Consider the following 17211-nt stretch of genomic DNA (forward strand, 5'->3'; position numbering starts at 1 on the left):
AAGTCACGGTGCATCGTCGCATTAGCCGCAGCCTCGTGGTCTGCTCTCGCGGCCCGACTGTGGGAGAGACACTTTCGCAGAGGGTGTCTCGATCCCACGAGGAGAGCAAACTACATGACAATCACTGAAGGTGTTCGTAGCGGAACGGATGACACGGGTCGCGCTGACTTCGTCGCCGGCCCCTGGCAGGATTCGATCAATCTGCGCGATTTCATCCAGCGCAATTACACGCCCTACCTGGGCGACTCGAGCTTCCTCGCCGGAGCCACCGCACGCACCACGGGGATCTGGGCCAAGCTGTCCGAGATGTTCCCCGAGGAACGCCGTAAAGGTGTCTACGACGTCGACGCCACCACGCCGTCGTCCATTACGGCCCACGCTCCGGGCTACATCGACCAGGCCAACGAGGTAATCGTCGGGCTGCAGACGGATGCCCCGCTCAAGCGCGCCATCATGCCGTTCGGTGGATGGCGCATGGTCGCCACCTCCCTCGAGACCTATGGCTACCCCGTGTCGCCTGAGCTCGAAAAGATCTTCACCGATTACCGCAAGACCCACAACACCGCCGTCTTCGACGCGTACACCCCCGCGGTTCGTCGTGCGCGCAACAGCCACCTGATCACGGGTCTGCCCGATGCCTACGGCCGTGGCCGCATCATCGGCGACTACCGCCGCGTCGCCCTTTACGGCGTCGACGCCCTCATCGCCGTCAAGAAGAACGACCGCGCCGAGCTCGACATGGAGCCCTCGACCGAGGACATCATCCGCGCCCGCGAAGAGAACTCGGAGCAGATTCGGGCTCTCAAGGAACTCGTTCAGATGGCGGCCTCCTACGGCTCCGACATCTCCAAGCCGGCCACCACCGCGCGCGAAGCCGTACAGTGGCTCTACTTCGCCTACCTTGGCGCCGTCAAGGAGCAGAACGGTGCGGCAATGTCGTTCGGCCGCAACGCGGCCTTCCTCGACACGTTCATCGAGCGCGAACTCGTCGCCGGCACCCTGACCGAAGAGGGCGCCCAGGAGCTGATCGACGATCTCGTCATCAAGCTCCGCATCGTGCGCTTCCTGCGCACCCCGGAATACGACGAGATCTTCGCCGGAGACCCGACCTGGGTCACCGAGTCGCTCGCCGGCATCGGCGAAGACGGCCGCCCGCTCGTCACCAAGACCACGTTCCGATTCCTGCAGACGTTGTACAACATCGGCGCAGCACCCGAGCCGAACCTCACCGTTCTCTGGAGTGACGCTCTGCCGGAGGGCTTCAAGCGTTTCTGCGCCCAGGTGTCGATCGACACCTCCGCCATCCAGTTCGAGTCCGACGAGATCATCCGCGCCGAGATGGGTGACGACGCCGCGATCGCCTGCTGCGTCTCGCCCATGCGGGTCGGCAAGCAGATGCAGTTCTTCGGTGCACGGGTCAACGCCGTCAAGGCGCTGCTGTACTCGATCAACGGCGGCAAGGACGAGGTATCCGGCAAGCAGGTTGCCCCGTCAACCCTTCCGAATGCCGAAGAGGTGCTCACCTACGAGACCGTCTTCCCGGCCTACCTGGAAACGCTCGAATGGCTCGCCGAGACCTACGTCACGGCCCTGAACTGCATCCACTACATGCACGACAAGTACGCCTACGAGCGCCTCGAAATGGCGCTGCACGACAAGGACATCATCCGCACGCTGGCCTGCGGCATTGCCGGCCTCAGTGTGGTTGCCGACTCCCTGTCGGCCATCAAGTACGCCACGGTCCGTCCGGTGCGCGACGAGACCGGTCTGGTCATCGACTACACGATCGAGGGCGAGTTCCCCCAGTTCGGTAACGACGACGACCGCGTCGACACCATCGCCGTCGACGTGATGGAACGGTTCATGACAATGATCCGCAAGCACCCGACCTACCGCGGCGCCATCCACACCCAGTCGATCCTGACGATCACGTCCAACGTGGTCTACGGCAAGGCCACCGGCAACACGCCGGACGGCCGCCGCAAGGGCGAGTCGTTCGCTCCGGGTGCCAACCCGATGAACGGCCGCGACACCCACGGCATGCTCGCGTCGGCACTCAGCGTCGCCAAGCTTCCTTACAGTGAAGCGCAGGACGGCATCTCGCTGACCAACACGGTCGTCCCCAGCGGTCTCGGCCACACCAAGGACGAGCAGATCACGAGCCTGGTTGGCCTCATCGACGCGTTCACGTCGGCGACCGGCTACCACATCAACGTGAACGTGCTCAACCGCGACACCCTCGAGGACGCCATGGCGCACCCGGAGAACTACCCACAGCTGACGATTCGCGTCTCCGGCTACGCGGTGAACTTCGTTCGCCTGACCCGCGAGCAGCAGATGGATGTCATCAGCCGCACGTTCCACTCGCACTGACCACTGATATCGACGCGGCGACGCTGAGTAGGACGAGACAATGCCAGCAGTAAACCTCGGTCTGCCCAGCGCCGGCGCGGCCATCGCCTTGGTGGACGGTTCATCCGTCAGCAGTGAACAAGCCGAACTGGCTGAACTCCACCACCTTGAAATGGAAGCGATCCACAACGGGTCGGTGGCCAGCGTCCACTCGTGGGAACTGGTCACCGCCGTTGACGGTCCGGGCACGCGAATGACACTCTTTCTTTCCGGGTGTCTGCTGCGCTGCCAGTACTGCCACAATCCGGACACCTGGAAGATGAAGGACGGGCTCCTCACCACGCTGGACGACCTCGTCGCCCGGGTCAAGCGCTATAAGGGCGTCTTCGACTCGACCGGCGGGGGTTTGACCATCTCCGGTGGGGAACCACTCATGCAGCCGGCCTTCGTGACGCGGCTCTTCGAGGAGTGCCACAAGCTCGGCGTGCACACCACCCTGGACACCTCCGGGTTCCTGGGTAAGAGCGCGTCGGACACCTTGCTGGACAATCTCGACCTCGTGCTGCTCGACGTCAAGTCGGGCATCCCCGAGACTTACAAGGAGGTGACCGGCCGAGACCTCGCACCGACGATCGCGTTCGGTGATCGCCTGAGCGAACGGAACATTCCCGTCTGGGCGCGTTTCGTTCTCGTACCGGGGCTCACCGATGCCGTCGACAACGTCGACGCCGTCGCCGAGATCGTGTCGCGCTGGCCGAACGTGCAGCGCGTCGAGGTCCTGCCCTTCCACCAGATGGGTGAAGACAAATGGGACCGGCTGAACATCCCGTATCCGCTGCACGGCTCTCACCCCCCGGATGAGGCACTGCTGGTGCGGGTCCGGGCCCAGTTCGAGGCACGGGGCCTGACAGTCTTCTAAACAGTAATCACCGCTCGACCCACCCGGATCAGACGAGGCGTGGCATCTCTACAGATGCCACGCCTTTTCTGCGCAGTAAAGCAGAGGATGCCTCCTGCCAACCTGTGAAAGCGCTTACAAGACAACTAAACTCGGGTACATACAAAGGCATGCATCATGTCACAATGAGAGGCAACACAATGACAGCCGCAATGGCAACCCCGTCCGTCATCCTCAGCAGCAGAAAAGCCGGAGTGGTCCGACTTATCGGCATTCTCGGGCTCGTCGGCGGACTCGCCTTCCTGCTCGTCGGCGGACTCGGCTGGACCACGGTCAGCAGCCAGCTGAGCGATGAGGACATCACGGTTGCCGAAGACGCGTCGTTCCTCGGCGGCGCGCCGGTCGTCGGCCCGTTCTCCGCCTACGCGCAGGCGGACATCATCAACCACCACGCCATGGAGGCCAGTGGCGGCAAGACCTACGCGCAGCTCGAGCAGGATGACCCGACTCGCCCCACCGTCATGACCGCCTCGCTCCTGCGCGCGTCACTCTTCACCTCGATCCTCGCCTTCGGCGTCTCCGCCTTCGCGATGGGCGTCGGCGTCCTGGTCGCCCTGTTCGGCTGGGCCATTCTGACCCTCGTCCCGGGCAAGAACGCCACGGTCTAGCATCTGATCCCCGGAGCGTTGCGCTCCGAGAGCCCGGCAGCATTCGCTGCCGGGCTCTTCTACTTTGCGCAACCCCCTATCCCCTGAGTCCTCCTCAGGTTTGCATGCCATGGGACCCGATCGGGTTCGTGGACGCGTGGGGTGGTGCAATGGGTACGTCGGGATTCACCGAGCACAGAACCGCGGTGGGAGTCGTGGGCGGCCTGCTGGGCCTCGTGGCCGTGAGCGTCGTGGCCGGCCTTCTCGTCACCGCCGCGGTCACCCCGGTCGTCGCGCTCTCCGGTCTCGGAGCCGCCAATACGATCACCGTGTTCGAGAACCTGCCGGGCTACCTGGACATCGAACCGCTTTCCCAGAAGAGCGACATCTACGCGACGCAGAACGACGGCACACCCGTGCTGCTGGCGTCGTTCTACGATCAGAACCGCATCGAGGTCGGCTGGGACGAGATCAGCCCCTACGCCCGGGATGCCGTCGTCGCCAGCGAGGACCCGCGCTTCTACGAGCACGGCGGGGTCGACGCCCAGGGCACCCTTCGCGCGGCGGTGACGACCGCGGTCGGGGGTGTCACGCAAGGAGGGTCGTCGATCACCCAGCAATACGTCAAGAACGTGCGCGTGCAGAAGTGCGAGCTCGAGTCGGACGAACGGCTGCGCAGGCAGTGCTACAACGCCGTCACCGCAACCACCCCTGACCGCAAGATCAAGGAAATGCGCCTCGCGATCGGGGTGGAGAAGAAGTTCCCCAAGAACGCCATCCTGCGCCAGTACCTGAACATCACCGGTTTCGGCGGCACCGTCTACGGCATCGAGGCCGCGGCGAACTACTATTACGGAACGACGGCCGCAGCGCTCACCCTGCCGCAGGCCGCAAGTCTGGTCGCGATCCTGAACAACCCGGCCAAGTTCCGCCTCGACAACCCCGGCAGCGCGACCAATGGGGAGGCCGGCGGCTACGCCGTGAACAAGGCGCGCCGGGACTATATCCTGCGCGAGATGGTGAGGTACGAGAAGATCACCGCGGCGGAATACCGGGCCGCCGTGGACAGCCCGATCCAGCCGGCCATCCAGGAGCCGAGCACCGGCTGCCAGACCGCCGGCGGCAGCGCCTATTTCTGCGACTACGTGACATACCTGCTCCGGAACGACCCGGTCTTCGGAGAGGACGACCAAACCCGTCTGCAGAACTTCCGGCGCGGCGGCTACGACGTGTACACCAGCCTGGACCTCGACCTGCAGCTGGCGGCGGAGGCGACCATGGCGGTCAATGTGCCCATGGAGTATCCCGGTTGGGACGTGGGCAGCGTCATCACGAGCGTGCAGGTCGGCACCGGGCGGGTGCTGGCGATGACTCAGAACAAGCGGTACAGCCAGGACCCGACGGTTCAGGCCACCAGCGCCAGCTACACGGGGGTCAACTACAACACCGACTATGCCGAGGGTGGCTCGAGCGGATTCCAGCCCGGGTCGACCTACAAGGTCTTCACCCTGGCGGAATGGCTGAAGACGGGCCACCGGCTGGATGAGCGCGTCGACTCGGCACGGAAGGCCAACTGGGGCACGTTCAACGACAGTTGCCGAGGGCCGCAGAACTACGATTCCCAGAACTGGAACCCGCGGAACGACGCCGGGGAGAGCGGCGGCAACTATAGCGCGCTCGAGTCCACGCTCGGCTCGATCAATACGGGCTTCATCGGGATGGCGAAGAAACTGGACCTGTGCGGCATCCGTCAGACCGCGGAGGCTTTCGGCGTGCATCGCGCCGACGGTGACCCGCTCATGCAGACCGCGGCGGCCGTGATCGGCACGAATGAGGTGGCGCCGCTGACCATGGCCGTCGCCTTCGCGGGCATCGCTAACCGCGGGGTGACCTGCTCACCGATCGCGATCGACCGCATCGTGGCCGCGGACGGGGACGAGGTGCCCGTGCCGACGTCGAACTGCGTCGCCTCGGTGAACCCGACGGTGGCCGCCGGCGTGGTCTTCGCGATGCGCCGGGTGATGACCGATGGCACGGCGCAGCAGTCCTGGGGCGCCACCGCTCCCCGGGTGCCACTGATCGGCAAGACCGGCACCACGGACGGCGGCAAGGACACCTGGATGGTGGGGGCCAGCTCGAAGGTGGCGACCGTCGCCGCCGTCGTCAGCGTCACCGGGGAGGCCCGTCAGCGTTCCATCAGCTTTGCCAGCGGTCCGGCCGCCACGGCCAGGCACCGGATGTGGCCGGCCGTCATGTCCGTTGCGAACGCCAAGTACGGGGGAGACGAGCTGCCCGAACTCGGGCCGGCCCCGGTGATCGTTCCCGCCACGGACTCCGGGAATCCGGACGACTCGACAGACAACTCGACAAACAACTCGACGGACGACTCCGATGATTGACTATTCCGATGATCAGGGATTGGGGGAACCGGAGACGGTGACGAGCGCCTCGTTGTGCTTGAGGAACCCCGGCTTCCAGGGTGGGTCGAAACGGGCGAAGTAGGGCCGGCCGTCGGGCCGGAGTCCCTCGCGGTGCACGGCGTCGACGAGCAGGGCGCCGTTCTGCGCAAACCTGTCTTCGCTCCAGCTGCCGCTGAACCGGCGGGCGGCGACCGTGCGCTCGGGAACCTCGCGCCTGCGCACCTGCGCGTTGCGGGGCACGGGTACGTCCGCGGGCGGCATGCCGTCGGGGAGCACGAAGCTGACGGTGTGGCTCTGCGGGGCCGTGGTCTCCTGGATCACCGGCGCGGTCATCGCGATGCGCGTCGAGGTCTGGTTATTACCGCTGATGTACTGGAAGAGCGGTCCGAAACCGCGGTTTCCGGCCGCGGCGAAATCCCCGGCCACCTCCACCTGCACCAGCACGGCGCGGGGATAGTGACGCAGTTCGAAGTCGGTGTACTGACGGAGCACGTCGTAGCGCTGTTTCTCGGTCATGACAGGTATTTTAGGCGCGAGGCAGGCCAGGCGCGCATCAGGCGGTGCGTCGGGGCCACAGATGGCGCACCTTCGTGGTCGCCAGGGCGGCGAATTCGGCGGCGAGTTCCTCGTCCAGGTCAGGGGTGCGGTCGGCGCGCCGGGCGGAAGCCTCGTCGGCGTGGCGCAGAGTGACCCGGCGGGCGACATCCGTGAGGTCCCACAGGTTCTCGCCCGTGACGGACACGCCCTTGGCGCCGGACCGACGGGTGCGGCCGCGCACCAGCATCCGGTTGGTGTGGAACACGGGACCGCCGATGCGCTCCTGGGCGTCGTGGAAGAACACGACGTTCGAGACCGGGCCGGTGCCGTCGTCGAGGCTGACGAAGACCACTCGGCGCCCACTCCGCATCGGCGGCGTGTGCGTGGCCCGGCGCACTCCGGCCAGAAGCACCTCGGTGCCGCCGGGCAGGTTGATCAGCTCGGAGGCCGGCGTGACGCCCAGCTCGGTGAACAGCGGGTAGTACCGGGCCATCTGGTGCCCGGACACCGCCAGCCCCAGGTCCCTGAGCTCGAGGTCGGTCTGGCTGCGGCCGCGCAGCTCGAGCGAGGTCACCGCGTTGAACCGGGACCCCTCGTATTCGAGCACCGGCAGCGGCACGTCGAAGGCGAGCTGGTCGTCGTGGATGGTGACCGCGGTGCCGCGCAGCGACTGGATGTGGGCGAGCAGCTCGTGTCGGCGGGCGCGGTCATAGCCGATGAAACTGTCGAGCGCCCCGACCCGGGCGAGCGCCTCGAAGGTGCTGCGCCGCGGGCGCACCCGGTCGCGGAAATCCTGCAGCGAGGTGAACGGCTGGTGGCGCACGATGCGGGCGCGTTCGGCGGCCGTGCAGCCGGAGAGTTCCGGCAGGGCCAGACGGATCCCGCGCCGGCCGCTGTCGATCTGCTCCACCCGGTAGTCGAGGGCGCTGTATTGCACGTCCAGGCCCAGTACCGGCACGCCGAGCAGCCGCGCCTCGGCCACGATCAGGTCCTTCGGCCACATGCCAGGGGCGTGGGTGAGGAGTCCGGCCAGGAACACGGCGGGGTGGTGGGTCTTCAGCCAGGCGGACTGGTAGGTGGGTAGGGCGAACGCGGCCCCGTGCGCCTTGGCGAAACCGAAACTGCCGAACCCGGCGAGCACCGTCCAGGTGCGGTCGATCACGGCGGGCGTGAACCCGCGCTCGCGGGCGTGCTCCCGCACGTACGCCTCGATCCGGGGGAGGTGCTCCGGTTTGCCGAGGTGGCGGCGGAAGACATCCGCTCGGCCGAGCCCGCAGCCGGTGAGTTCGTCGAATAGGCGCATGACCTGCTCGTGGAAGATGACCACGCCCTCGGTCTCCCGCAGGAACGCCTCGAACCGGGGATGGATGTAGTCGGGCAGCACCTCCCCGTGCCGGGCCTGCAGGTATTTCAGGGGCATGTTGTTCTGCATGGGCCCGGGCCGGAACAGGGAGATCTCCACGGTGAGGTCGTTGAAGACCTTGGGCTGCAGCTTGCCGACCAGTTCCATCTGGCCCGGCGATTCGATCTGGAAGATGCCGAGGGTGCGGGTGGAGCGGATCAGTTCGAAGGTGGCCGGGTCGTCAAGCGGGATGCGGTCCAGGTCGATGGTCTCGCCCGACAGGCGGTGGTGTTCCTCGACGGCGTGGGCCATGGCCGACTGCATGCGCACCCCGAGGATATCGAGCTTGATCAGGCCCATCGGGTCCATGTCGTGTTTGTCGAACTGGGACATCGGCAGCCCCATGCCGGACGCCTGCACCGGGGTGCGGTCGAGCAGGGAGGCGTCGGAGAGGATCACGCCGCAGGGGTGCACCGAGATGTGCCGGGGGAGCCGGTCGAGCTTGATGGTCAGGTCGACCAGCAGGTCGAGCTGCGAGGAGGCGCGTACCTCGGCGGCCAGTGGCTCGAGCTCGGGCTTCTCGGCCAGGGCGCGGCGGAAGTCGCGCGCGTTGAAGCGCCAGATCTGCTTGGCCACGGCCGCGACCTGCTCATGGTTCATGCCGAGGGCCAGCCCGGCGTCGCGCACGGCCCCGCGGCCCCGGTAGGCGTTCGTCATCGACATCAGCGACACCCGATTGCTGCCGAAGGTGTCGAAGAGCTTGCGGTAGATGTCGTGCCTTCTGGCCGACTCGACGTCGAGGTCGATGTCGGGCAGGGTCTGCCGCTCGGGGGAGAGGAACCGCTCCCAGAGCAGCCCGTTGGAGATGGGTTCGACGGAGGAGGTGTGCAGGGCGTAGTTGAGTACCGAGCCCACCCCGGATCCGCGTGCCTGGATTCGGATGCCCATCTCCCGGATGATGTCCGCCACCCGGGCGACGGTGAGGAAATAGCCGGCGAAGCCGAGGTGCTCCACCGTCTTCAGCTCGTGCACGAGACGGGCGTGGGCCGCCTCCGCCAGCTTTCTGCCGGCCGGCGACGTGACGGGATACCGGGAGTCGATGCCGGCCCTGGCCCGGGCGTGCAGCTCGGTGAGCGGGTCGCCGCTGACACCGATGATGCGCGCCTCCGGCATTCGTGGACGGCCCAGGCCGATGTCGGTGTCCGGGTCGAGGCTGCACCGCTCGGCGAGCTGCTCGGTGTCGCGGAAGAGCCGGTCGACGGCGCCGTCGTCGTGCAGCCCGGCGTCGACGACCATGCGCGCCACCTGCCTCATGGCGCCCTCGGGTTTCAGCCAGGCCTGCCCGTTGGTCTGCAGCTGTTCCAGGTTCGCCAGCGCCGTCAGGGTGCGGGCCGCGTCGGCCAGGTCGGCGGTGACGGCCTCGTCGGGGGTGCCGTAGCGCACGGCGTTGGTGAGCACCGCGGGCAGTGCGGCGTGCTCGAAGAGGGCGAGCATGCGGGTGGCCGGCGTCACGCTGCCGGGACTGCCCGGCGCCGCCAGGTGGCACACGATCTCACCCACCACCGACTGCGGCGGCAGGGCGCGCAGCCACGCGGTGAGGCAGGCGCCGGCCGCGTCGGTGTCGCGGCGCTCGACCGATTGGCCCACATCGGAGGCGGGGCCGAGCAGCACGGTGAGGCAGCGGAGCCCGGCCAGCTCGGCGAGGTGCGAGCGCGCGATGCTGGGGGTCCGGCCGGCGTCGTGGGCGGCGCCGCTGTGCGCGGAACTGACCGCGCGGCAGAGGGCCGCGTAGCCGCGCCCGTTCAGATCGCCGTGGGCGAGCACCACGACCCGGCCCAGCGGATGCCCGTCGTCGTCGTGCACCGCGAGGTCTGCGCCCAGCCCCGGCCGGATGCCCGCGGCCGCGCAGGCGCGCACGTGCTTGACCGCGCCGTAGAGACCGTCTCGGTCGGTGAGCGCCAGGAAGGAACCACCCTGAGCCTGCGTCTGCTCGACCAGTGATTCGGGGAGGGTGACCCCGAAGTGCGTGGAGTAGGCGCTTGCGACGTGGAGGTGTGCGAACATGTGTGTACTCCTCTGGCAGGCAGGTTGACGGGTGATGGATCGAACAAATGTTCGATGTAGGGAGTGTACGTCAGTCGGCCGACACGCGCCAGTGGCAGTCCGGTCAGACGGTCCGGCCGGGCAGCCTGACTAGGCTAGGTGGCTCAGTCGCCGTTAGCCTCGTTTGGAGATCCCCATGACCACGCCCACTTCGTCCTGGACGGACTACCTCGGCCGGGCCGCCGTCCGCTCCGGCCAGGCCCTGCTGGTCCTCGCCCTGCTGGTGGTGGCCGTCTACGGGATCACGCAGCTCAAGCTGGTCTTCATCCCGCTCCTGCTCGCCCTGATCGTGGCGTCGGCGCTGCGCCCCGTGATGAGATTCCTGCTGGCCCGCGGTGCGAACGAGTCCCTCGCCGCGGCGATCACCCTGATCTCGAGCGTCGCGGTCTTCGGCGGCATCGTCACCCTCGTGGTGTTCGGCATCCGTGGTGAGTGGGACACCCTGTTCACCTCGGCCAACGACGGCCTGGACACCCTGCAGGAGCTTCTCACCAGCGGTACGCTGCCGATCGATTCCGCCCAGATCGATTCGGTGCGCGAGTCGGTCATCGACTTCGCGACCAGCAGCCAGTTCGGGTCTGGAGCTTTGGCTGGGGTCTCCGTCGCGGCCGAGATCGTGGCCGGCGTGGTGCTCGGCCTCGTCGTGCTCTTCTACTTCCTCAAGGACGGCCCCCACATCTGGAGCTTCCTCATCCAGCCTCTCGCCGGCAAGCGCCACGCACGGGCCGTGCGCATCGGCCTGAGCAGCGTCGACGTGTTCGGCAACTACGTGCGGGGCACGGCAATCGTCGCGTTCGTCGACGCCCTGTTCATCGGAATCGGGCTGTGGATCCTGCAGGTGCCGCTGGCACTGCCGCTCGCCGTCATCGTCTTCGTGGGCGCGTTCATCCCCATCGTCGGGGCGACGGCGGCCGGCATCCTGGCCGCATTGGTGGCCCTGGTCACGAACGACCTGACCACCGCCATCATCGTGGTGGCGATCGTGGTCGCGGTCAACCAGCTCGAGGGCAACTTCCTGTCCCCGGTGGTGCTCGGCAAGTCGCTGCGCCTGCACGGTCTCGTGATCCTGCTGGCCCTGACGGCCGGCACGATCCTGGGCGGCATCGTCGGCGCGATCATCTCGGTGCCGATCGCCGCCGTCGGCTGGGCCGTCATCAAAGCCTGGAACGCGCCCACCCTGCCGTCCACCCCGCCGCCCGTTCCGGAGCAGCCGGCCGTGCCGGTGGAATCCGTGCCACCCGGCCGGTCGATCGGGGCGTCCGGTGCCGCGGCCTAGCTAACCAATTCGACGGAGATTTTCGTTCACAACCGCTTTTTCGGCGTTTTCTAGGCTGTTTCGGGCAAAATCTCCGTCGAATTCGTTTGGGCCAACCCGAGCTCCTGCCCGCCGAGCGGTGCGAAAAACGCGGCGACGGATGCCTCCGTCACCGCGCCGAGACCGGCCGGCGACCACCGGGGGTCGCGGTCCTTGTCGATCACCTGGGCCCGGATACCCTCCTGCAACTCGCTCCGCTGCAGGAAGCGCAGCGTCACCCGGTACTCCTGGTCGAGCGCCGCGTCGAGATTCGGAAGCCGCCGGGCCCGGCGCAGCGAGGCGAGCGTGACCGCGAGGGCGGTCGGTGACCTCGTGAGGATCAGGGCGGCGGCGTCGCGTGCGCCCTCCACCGGTGAGCGGTGCAGGGCGGCGACGATCTCGCCCACGTCGTCGAACGCGTAGCACTCGTCTATCCAGCGCCGCTGGGCGAGGAGCGGGGACGGCGGGGGAGTCTCGGCCAGGGTGCGCACCGCCTCGGCCGCGTCGCTCCAGGCGAGGGCCCGGGTCAGGGCCGGGAGCCGGTCGCTTGGCACGAAGTGGTCCGCCAGACCCAGCGCGATGGCGTCCGCCCCGGAGGCCAGGCCGGCGGTCAAGGCGAGGTGGGTGCCGAGCTCGCCGGGGGCGCGGGACAACAGCCAGGTTCCACCGACGTCGGGCACGAAGCCGATCGCGGTCTCCGGCATGCCCAGCCGTGTGCGCTCGGTCACGATCCGGGTGTTCGCATGGCCGGAGACGCCGACCCCGCCGCCGAGCACGACGCCGTCCATCACGGCTACGTACGGTTTGGGATACCGGTGGATCTGCGCGTTCAGCTGGTACTCGTCGGCGAAGAACGAGGCGGCCTCTGCGTCGAAGTCCGCCCGGTCGTGGGCGTCCGCTTCCGCACCGCGGTAGATCGCCACGATGTCGCCCCCGGCGCAGAGGCCCCGTTCGCCGCCCCCGGTCAGCAGGACTGTCTCGACCTGCCCGTCGGTGGCCCAGTCGGTCAGCACCGCGGACATCCGTCGGATCATCGCGTGGGTCAGGGCGTTCAGGGCGGCCGGGCGGTTCAGGATGATCCGGGCGAGCCGCCCGTCGCGGCGCAGTAATAGGTCCGGCCGGTCATCCGTGAACTCGAGCATGGACCACACGCTACCGCCACGAACTCAGATCCCGGGGAACAAACGAGGTATCCAGTAGCGTGGTGCTCGTGAGCGGGAAGCCAGCGCGAAGCCAGCGGGAAGCCAGCGCGAAGCCAGCGGGAAGCCAGCGCGAAGCCAGCGCGAAGCCAGCGGGGGCGGGGGCGGGGGCGAGGGCGAGGGTGACCGAGGGTGCACCGGCTGGTCGGCGAGTGCGTCGTCCTGGGTGGCCTGGCCCGGCAGGACGACGGTCGTTACTCCCTCGGTATGCGGCTCTGGGAGCTGGGCGTGCAGACGCCCACGGCCCGGACTCTGCGCGCCATCGCTCTGCCCCGCCTCGAGGACCTCACGGGGCCACCCGCGCACGTGCGCCTGGAGACCATCGCAGGAGCGGCCCACCTGGCCGCGCGGGAGCGGCCCGCGGAGGCGGCCGCGCTGTTGCTGGCCCAGCCGGGCAGGCAGGCCGGCAGGCAGGCAAGCAGGCGGGGGAGCCGGCCGCGAATTCCGCGCTGACGGTGGTCCGGGGTACCTTCAAGACCATCGACACCACGAACTGAAGCCGAAGGACCCTCCCATGGACAAGACGTTCTCCTCCGCTGCGGCCGCCGTCGCGGACATCCCGAACGGCGCCTTCCTCGCCGTCGGCGGCTTCGGCCTGGTCGGCGTGCCGATCGTGCTGATCCGGGCGCTCCTCGCCCAGGGCACCGCTGACCTCCGCGTCGTCTCCAACAACTGCGGCGTCGACGGCTGGGGGCTCGGCGAGCTGCTCCGGGAAGGGCGGATCAGCCGGGTGATCGCGTCCTACATCGGTGAGAACAAGGACTTCGCCCGCCGCTACCTCGACGGCGAACTCGAGGTGGAACTGACCCCGCAGGGCACCCTCGCCGAACGGCTCCGGGCCGGCGGCAGCGGCATCCCCGGCTTCTTCACCGCCAGCGGCGTCGGCACCATGGTCGCCGAGGGTGGGTTGCCCTGGCGCTACGGGCCGGACGGTTCGGTGACGGTGTCGTCACCGCCCAAGGAGACCCGCATGTTCGCCTCGCTGCGTGGCGGGGAGAAGGAGTACGTGCTCGAGGAGGCCATCGTCACCGACTACGCCCTCGTGCGCGCCGCGAAGGGTGACCGGCACGGCAACCTCGTGTTCGAGAAGTCCGCCCGCAACTTCAACCCGGTCGCCGGGATGGCCGGCCGCATCACCATCGCCGAGGTCGACGAGCTGGTCGAACCCGGCGAACTCGACCCGGATGCCATCCACCTCGCCGGCATCTACGTGCACCGCATCGTCGAGCTTTCCCGTGACGAGGCAGCCGACCTGCCGATCGAGAAGACCACCACCCGGCCGCGGCCGGCCGCATCCGTTGCAGAGGAGCGCTGATCATGCCGTTGACCCGCAATGAAATGGCCGCGCGCGCGGCTCAGGAGCTCACCCCCGACAGCTACGTCAACCTGGGGATCGGGCTGCCCACGCTGATCCCGAACTTCCTGCCGGAGGGGGTGCACGTCATCCTGCACTCTGAGAACGGGGTGCTCGGCGTGGGCCCGTACCCGTGGGAGGGGGAGGAGGACCCGAAGCTGATCAACGCCGGCAAGGAGACCATCACGGTCAACCCCGGGGCCAGCTATTTCGACTCTGCGCAGAGTTTCGGAATGATCCGCGGCGGCCGGATCGACGTGGCCGTGCTCGGCGCCATGCAGGTGTCCCGGGCCGGCGACATCGCCAACTGGGCCGTGCCCGGCAAGATGATCAAGGGCATGGGCGGCGCGATGGACCTTGTGCACGGCGCCGAGACCGTGATCGTCGTGATGGAGCACACCGCGAAGAACGGCGACTTCAAGATCGTGGACGAGTGTTCTCTGCCGCTGACCGGCAAGCGCGTCGTCACCCGCATCATCACCGACCTGGCCGTGATCGACGTGACGCCGGAGGGTCTCCTGCTGCGCGAGATCGCGCCGGGGCTCACGGTGGCCGAGGTGCAGGCCGCCACCGCGGTGTCGCTGCTCGTGCCGGAAGCGCCGACACTCATCCGCACGCTGCGCTCCGCCGTGGACGACGCGGCTGATCGCGCCGAATCCGAAGCTGCCGCGCCATGAGAGACGTCGTCACCTGCACTTGCACCTGCACCTGCACCTGCACCGGCACCTGCCACCCGCACCGCACCGGCGGGCGCGATCTGCTCGAGACCATGTCTATCGGCGGCGGCCAGGGACTCGCCGCCATCTTCGAGCGGGTATAGCGAGCGGGTGCAGCGAGCCGTTTTGGTGCCCGTGCTGCAATGAGGCAAGATGGCGGGGAGCATTGGGGGATGCCATTACCAAGCCCAACACCCGTCGTCGTCTGCTTGTCGCACTCGGTGTCGCCGCAGCCATGGTTCTGAGTGGCTGCACCGCGGGCCCGGAGCGTGCCGACCCGAACGATGCTCCGATCGCGGCGGACATCGCCGGTCGGCTGGACTCGGCCGTGGGCGAGGCGATGGTGCTGTCGGGGTCCTCCGGAGCCCTGGTCGGCGTCTGGTCTGCCGCCGGCAACTGGACCGTCGCGCCCGGCACGACGGAAATCGGCGGTTCGGCCCCGATGAGCAGCGGGATGCATTTCCGCATCGGCACCAACACCACGGCCATGACCTGCACGGTGCTGCTCCGCCTCGTCGACAAGGGAAAGGTCTCGCTCGACGACCTGGTCTCCACCTACCTGCCCCGCATGGTCGGGGTGACCGGCATCACGCTCGGCCAGCTCTGCCAGGGCACCTCGGGCCTCGAGACCTACAGTTCCGTTCTGGCCGGGGAATTCGTGCACAACCCCCTGCGCACCTGGCCCGCGATGGAGCTCATCGCCCAGGGGCTGGCCGCACCTCGAAACGGTGCGCCGGGCACCGTGTGGGGTCCCTCGAACACCGGGATGGTGCTGCTCGGGACGGCCCTCGAGCGGGCCACCGGTCAGGAGTGGTCGGCGCTCTACGACGAGTACATCTTCCATCCGCTCGGTTTGCATGACACCTCCTATCCGCATGCCGGCGACGAGGACCTCCCCGCACCACACGCGCATGGCTACGCGGCACAGGTGGGTGCGGACGGCCCGGTGTGCACGGACATCGCCGACATCACCCTGCTCTCCAACTCCATGAGCGGCGTGGCCGGCGGCGTCGTCTCCACGCTGGCCGACATGAGGATCTGGGCGGGAGCTCTCGCGGCGGGGGGTCTGCTGTCCGAGACGTCGGCGAGCGCCCAGTGGAACACCGTGACCGAAGACCTGGAGGCGCCCGCGTGGCAGAGCTACGGCCTCGGCGCGGAGCAGGTCGGGCCGCTGCGCGGTCGCACCGGATCGATCCCTGGCTTCATCTCGGCGACCCTGGCCGATCCGGACCAGACCCTGACCGTGGTGGTCATGCTGAACAATTCGAGCGCGGGCGACCAGTTCGCCCTGACACTCGCCCGGCAGTTGGCGGCCATCGTCGCCGAGGCTCCGGCCGAGGGTGACACCGAACCGTCGGTCGTGCTGCCCTGGACGGTGGAGCAGACCCGGGCCGAGCTCGCCGCCGATGCGGCGTGCCCGACCCCGGCGGAGATCGTCGGCTAGAGGAGCGAGCCCGGTCAGCAGGCCCGGAGCCCGGGCGTACTCTGAACGTGTGGATTCAGCAGGAACGACCAACGACCGCGACACCGTCATCAACCAGGTGACGACGGCGCCGCTCGACCTGGCCGCGCACGTCGTCGCCGTCTCCACCGGCTCCTGCGGGGCCGTGGTGACCTTCATCGGCCAGGTGCGCGACCACGATCCTGACGCCGCCGGGCCGGTGACCGGCCTCGATTACAGTGCGCATCCGGATGCCGGCCGTATCCTCTCCGAGATCGTCGCCCGAGTCTCCCGGGAGTTCCCGGAGGTGAACCTCGCGGTCAGTCATCGGATCGGCCACCTCGACGTGGGTGACCTGGCCCTGGTCGCGGCCGCGGCCAGCGCACACCGCGCGGTGGCCTTCGAGGCGTGCGAACGCCTGGTGGAGACCGTCAAGCTCGAGGTGCCGATCTGGAAGAAGCAGTACGAGGTCGACGGATCCACCGCCTGGGTCGGCCTGACCTGATCCCAGCGCCGGTCCCGCGCCGGTACCGGTTTAATAAACCGGACGTGTATCCTGTTTATTAGCGGCCGACTCGGTCGTGTCACCGAGGAGGATCCATCCCATGACCGCCGAACCCATCACCCTGAGCAGCGCGCACACCTGCAACTGCAACCATGACGACGCCGAGACCATCGTGCTCGACGGCCGCACCATCCCGCACGCGGTCCGCCACGCGGCCATCTTCGGCGCCCTGGAGTCCATTGCGCTCGGTTTCTCGCTCGACCTGATCGCCCCGCACGACCCGCTGCCCCTGCTGGCGCAGTTGGAGAAGGCGCGCCCCGGCGCGTTCACCGTGTCGTACGTCGAGCGTGGCCCGGACGCCTGGCGCATCCGCTTCACCCGCGCCGCCTAGTCTCCCGGGAAT

General features: G+C 68.1%; 15 protein-coding genes. 12 read left to right on the top strand and 3 right to left on the bottom strand.

Annotated features, from left to right (window positions below; translation table 11 throughout):
* Positions 1 to 114 precede the first annotated feature (114 nt).
* The 4 genes from pflB to E3T28_RS01525 all read left to right on the top strand — a co-directional run bounded on the left by pflB (position 115) and on the right by E3T28_RS01525 (position 6296).
* Complete coding sequence (gene pflB / locus E3T28_RS01510) at positions 115 to 2373, top strand: formate C-acetyltransferase (RefSeq protein WP_134427231.1); 2259 nt, start codon at positions 115 to 117, stop codon at positions 2371 to 2373.
* A 40-nt stretch (positions 2374 to 2413) separates the two neighbouring features.
* Entirely contained in the window at positions 2414 to 3271 is an 858-nt protein-coding gene (gene pflA / locus E3T28_RS01515; protein ID WP_104101408.1) for a pyruvate formate-lyase-activating protein, read from the top strand.
* Between the two features lie 179 nt (positions 3272 to 3450).
* Positions 3451 to 3918 (top strand): aromatic ring-opening dioxygenase LigA, encoded by a 468-nt coding sequence (locus E3T28_RS01520; protein ID WP_134427233.1) that lies wholly within the window; start codon positions 3451 to 3453, stop codon positions 3916 to 3918.
* Between the two features lie 149 nt (positions 3919 to 4067).
* Positions 4068 to 6296, top strand: a complete 2229-nt coding sequence (locus E3T28_RS01525; RefSeq protein WP_166786893.1) for a transglycosylase domain-containing protein — start codon at positions 4068 to 4070, stop codon at positions 6294 to 6296.
* A gap of 12 nt (positions 6297 to 6308) precedes the next feature.
* Here E3T28_RS01525 and E3T28_RS01530 read toward each other — a convergent pair whose 3' ends face one another.
* Both E3T28_RS01530 and E3T28_RS01535 read right to left on the bottom strand, forming a co-directional pair.
* Positions 6309 to 6833 (bottom strand): SOUL family heme-binding protein, encoded by a 525-nt coding sequence (locus E3T28_RS01530; RefSeq protein ID WP_134427237.1) that lies wholly within the window; start codon positions 6831 to 6833, stop codon positions 6309 to 6311.
* A gap of 37 nt (positions 6834 to 6870) precedes the next feature.
* Entirely contained in the window at positions 6871 to 10260 is a 3390-nt protein-coding gene (locus tag E3T28_RS01535) for a DNA polymerase III subunit alpha (protein WP_134427239.1), read from the bottom strand.
* A 175-nt stretch (positions 10261 to 10435) separates the two neighbouring features.
* Between E3T28_RS01535 and E3T28_RS01540 the strand changes: the two genes are divergently transcribed.
* Positions 10436 to 11575 carry an AI-2E family transporter gene (locus E3T28_RS01540; RefSeq protein ID WP_134427241.1) on the top strand — a complete coding sequence of 380 codons (1140 nt, stop codon included), beginning with the start codon at positions 10436 to 10438 and terminating at the stop codon, positions 11573 to 11575.
* A 50-nt stretch (positions 11576 to 11625) separates the two neighbouring features.
* Here E3T28_RS01540 and E3T28_RS01545 read toward each other — a convergent pair whose 3' ends face one another.
* Positions 11626 to 12735, bottom strand: a complete 1110-nt coding sequence (locus E3T28_RS01545) for an enoyl-CoA hydratase/isomerase family protein (RefSeq protein ID WP_134427243.1) — start codon at positions 12733 to 12735, stop codon at positions 11626 to 11628.
* A gap of 189 nt (positions 12736 to 12924) precedes the next feature.
* Between E3T28_RS01545 and E3T28_RS01550 the strand changes: the two genes are divergently transcribed.
* The 7 genes from E3T28_RS01550 to E3T28_RS01575 all read left to right on the top strand — a co-directional run bounded on the left by E3T28_RS01550 (position 12925) and on the right by E3T28_RS01575 (position 17199).
* Positions 12925 to 13245 carry a helix-turn-helix domain-containing protein gene (locus E3T28_RS01550; protein ID WP_134427245.1) on the top strand — a complete coding sequence of 107 codons (321 nt, stop codon included), beginning with the start codon at positions 12925 to 12927 and terminating at the stop codon, positions 13243 to 13245.
* A 61-nt stretch (positions 13246 to 13306) separates the two neighbouring features.
* Positions 13307 to 14107, top strand: coding sequence for a CoA transferase subunit A (locus E3T28_RS01555; RefSeq protein WP_134427247.1), 801 nt, complete (start codon positions 13307 to 13309; stop codon positions 14105 to 14107).
* 2 nt (positions 14108 to 14109) lie between these two features.
* Positions 14110 to 14823 (top strand): CoA transferase subunit B, encoded by a 714-nt coding sequence (locus E3T28_RS01560; RefSeq protein WP_134427249.1) that lies wholly within the window; start codon positions 14110 to 14112, stop codon positions 14821 to 14823.
* Positions 14820 to 14966 carry a hypothetical protein gene (locus E3T28_RS16715; protein WP_166786890.1) on the top strand — a complete coding sequence of 49 codons (147 nt, stop codon included), beginning with the start codon at positions 14820 to 14822 and terminating at the stop codon, positions 14964 to 14966. Before E3T28_RS01560 ends, E3T28_RS16715 begins: the two co-directional genes overlap by 4 nt.
* Positions 14967 to 15028: 62 nt before the next feature.
* Positions 15029 to 16306: a serine hydrolase domain-containing protein gene (locus tag E3T28_RS01565; protein WP_134427251.1), complete on the top strand. Its 1278-nt coding sequence runs from the start codon at positions 15029 to 15031 to the stop codon at positions 16304 to 16306.
* Between the two features lie 49 nt (positions 16307 to 16355).
* Positions 16356 to 16808, top strand: a complete 453-nt coding sequence (locus E3T28_RS01570) for a molybdenum cofactor biosynthesis protein MoaE (RefSeq protein ID WP_241979119.1) — start codon at positions 16356 to 16358, stop codon at positions 16806 to 16808.
* Between the two features lie 100 nt (positions 16809 to 16908).
* Positions 16909 to 17199 carry a DUF2249 domain-containing protein gene (locus E3T28_RS01575; protein WP_134427255.1) on the top strand — a complete coding sequence of 97 codons (291 nt, stop codon included), beginning with the start codon at positions 16909 to 16911 and terminating at the stop codon, positions 17197 to 17199.
* Positions 17200 to 17211 lie beyond the last annotated feature (12 nt).

It is taken from the genome of Cryobacterium sinapicolor, assembly GCF_004403465.1.
Lineage (GTDB): Bacteria > Actinomycetota > Actinomycetes > Actinomycetales > Microbacteriaceae > Cryobacterium > Cryobacterium sinapicolor.

Coding starts and splice junctions, on each gene's coding strand:
- pflB (WP_134427231.1), top strand. CDS start 115: ATGACAATCACTGAAGGTGTTCGTAGCGGAACGGATGACACGGGTCGC.
- pflA (WP_104101408.1), top strand. CDS start 2,414: ATGCCAGCAGTAAACCTCGGTCTGCCCAGCGCCGGCGCGGCCATCGCC.
- E3T28_RS01520 (WP_134427233.1), top strand. CDS start 3,451: ATGACAGCCGCAATGGCAACCCCGTCCGTCATCCTCAGCAGCAGAAAA.
- E3T28_RS01525 (WP_166786893.1), top strand. CDS start 4,068: ATGGGTACGTCGGGATTCACCGAGCACAGAACCGCGGTGGGAGTCGTG.
- E3T28_RS01530 (WP_134427237.1), bottom strand. CDS start 6,833: ATGACCGAGAAACAGCGCTACGACGTGCTCCGTCAGTACACCGACTTC.
- E3T28_RS01535 (WP_134427239.1), bottom strand. CDS start 10,260: ATGTTCGCACACCTCCACGTCGCAAGCGCCTACTCCACGCACTTCGGG.
- E3T28_RS01540 (WP_134427241.1), top strand. CDS start 10,436: ATGACCACGCCCACTTCGTCCTGGACGGACTACCTCGGCCGGGCCGCC.
- E3T28_RS01545 (WP_134427243.1), bottom strand. CDS start 12,735: ATGCTCGAGTTCACGGATGACCGGCCGGACCTATTACTGCGCCGCGAC.
- E3T28_RS01555 (WP_134427247.1), top strand. CDS start 13,307: ATGGACAAGACGTTCTCCTCCGCTGCGGCCGCCGTCGCGGACATCCCG.
- E3T28_RS01560 (WP_134427249.1), top strand. CDS start 14,110: ATGCCGTTGACCCGCAATGAAATGGCCGCGCGCGCGGCTCAGGAGCTC.
- E3T28_RS16715 (WP_166786890.1), top strand. CDS start 14,820: ATGAGAGACGTCGTCACCTGCACTTGCACCTGCACCTGCACCTGCACC.
- E3T28_RS01575 (WP_134427255.1), top strand. CDS start 16,909: ATGACCGCCGAACCCATCACCCTGAGCAGCGCGCACACCTGCAACTGC.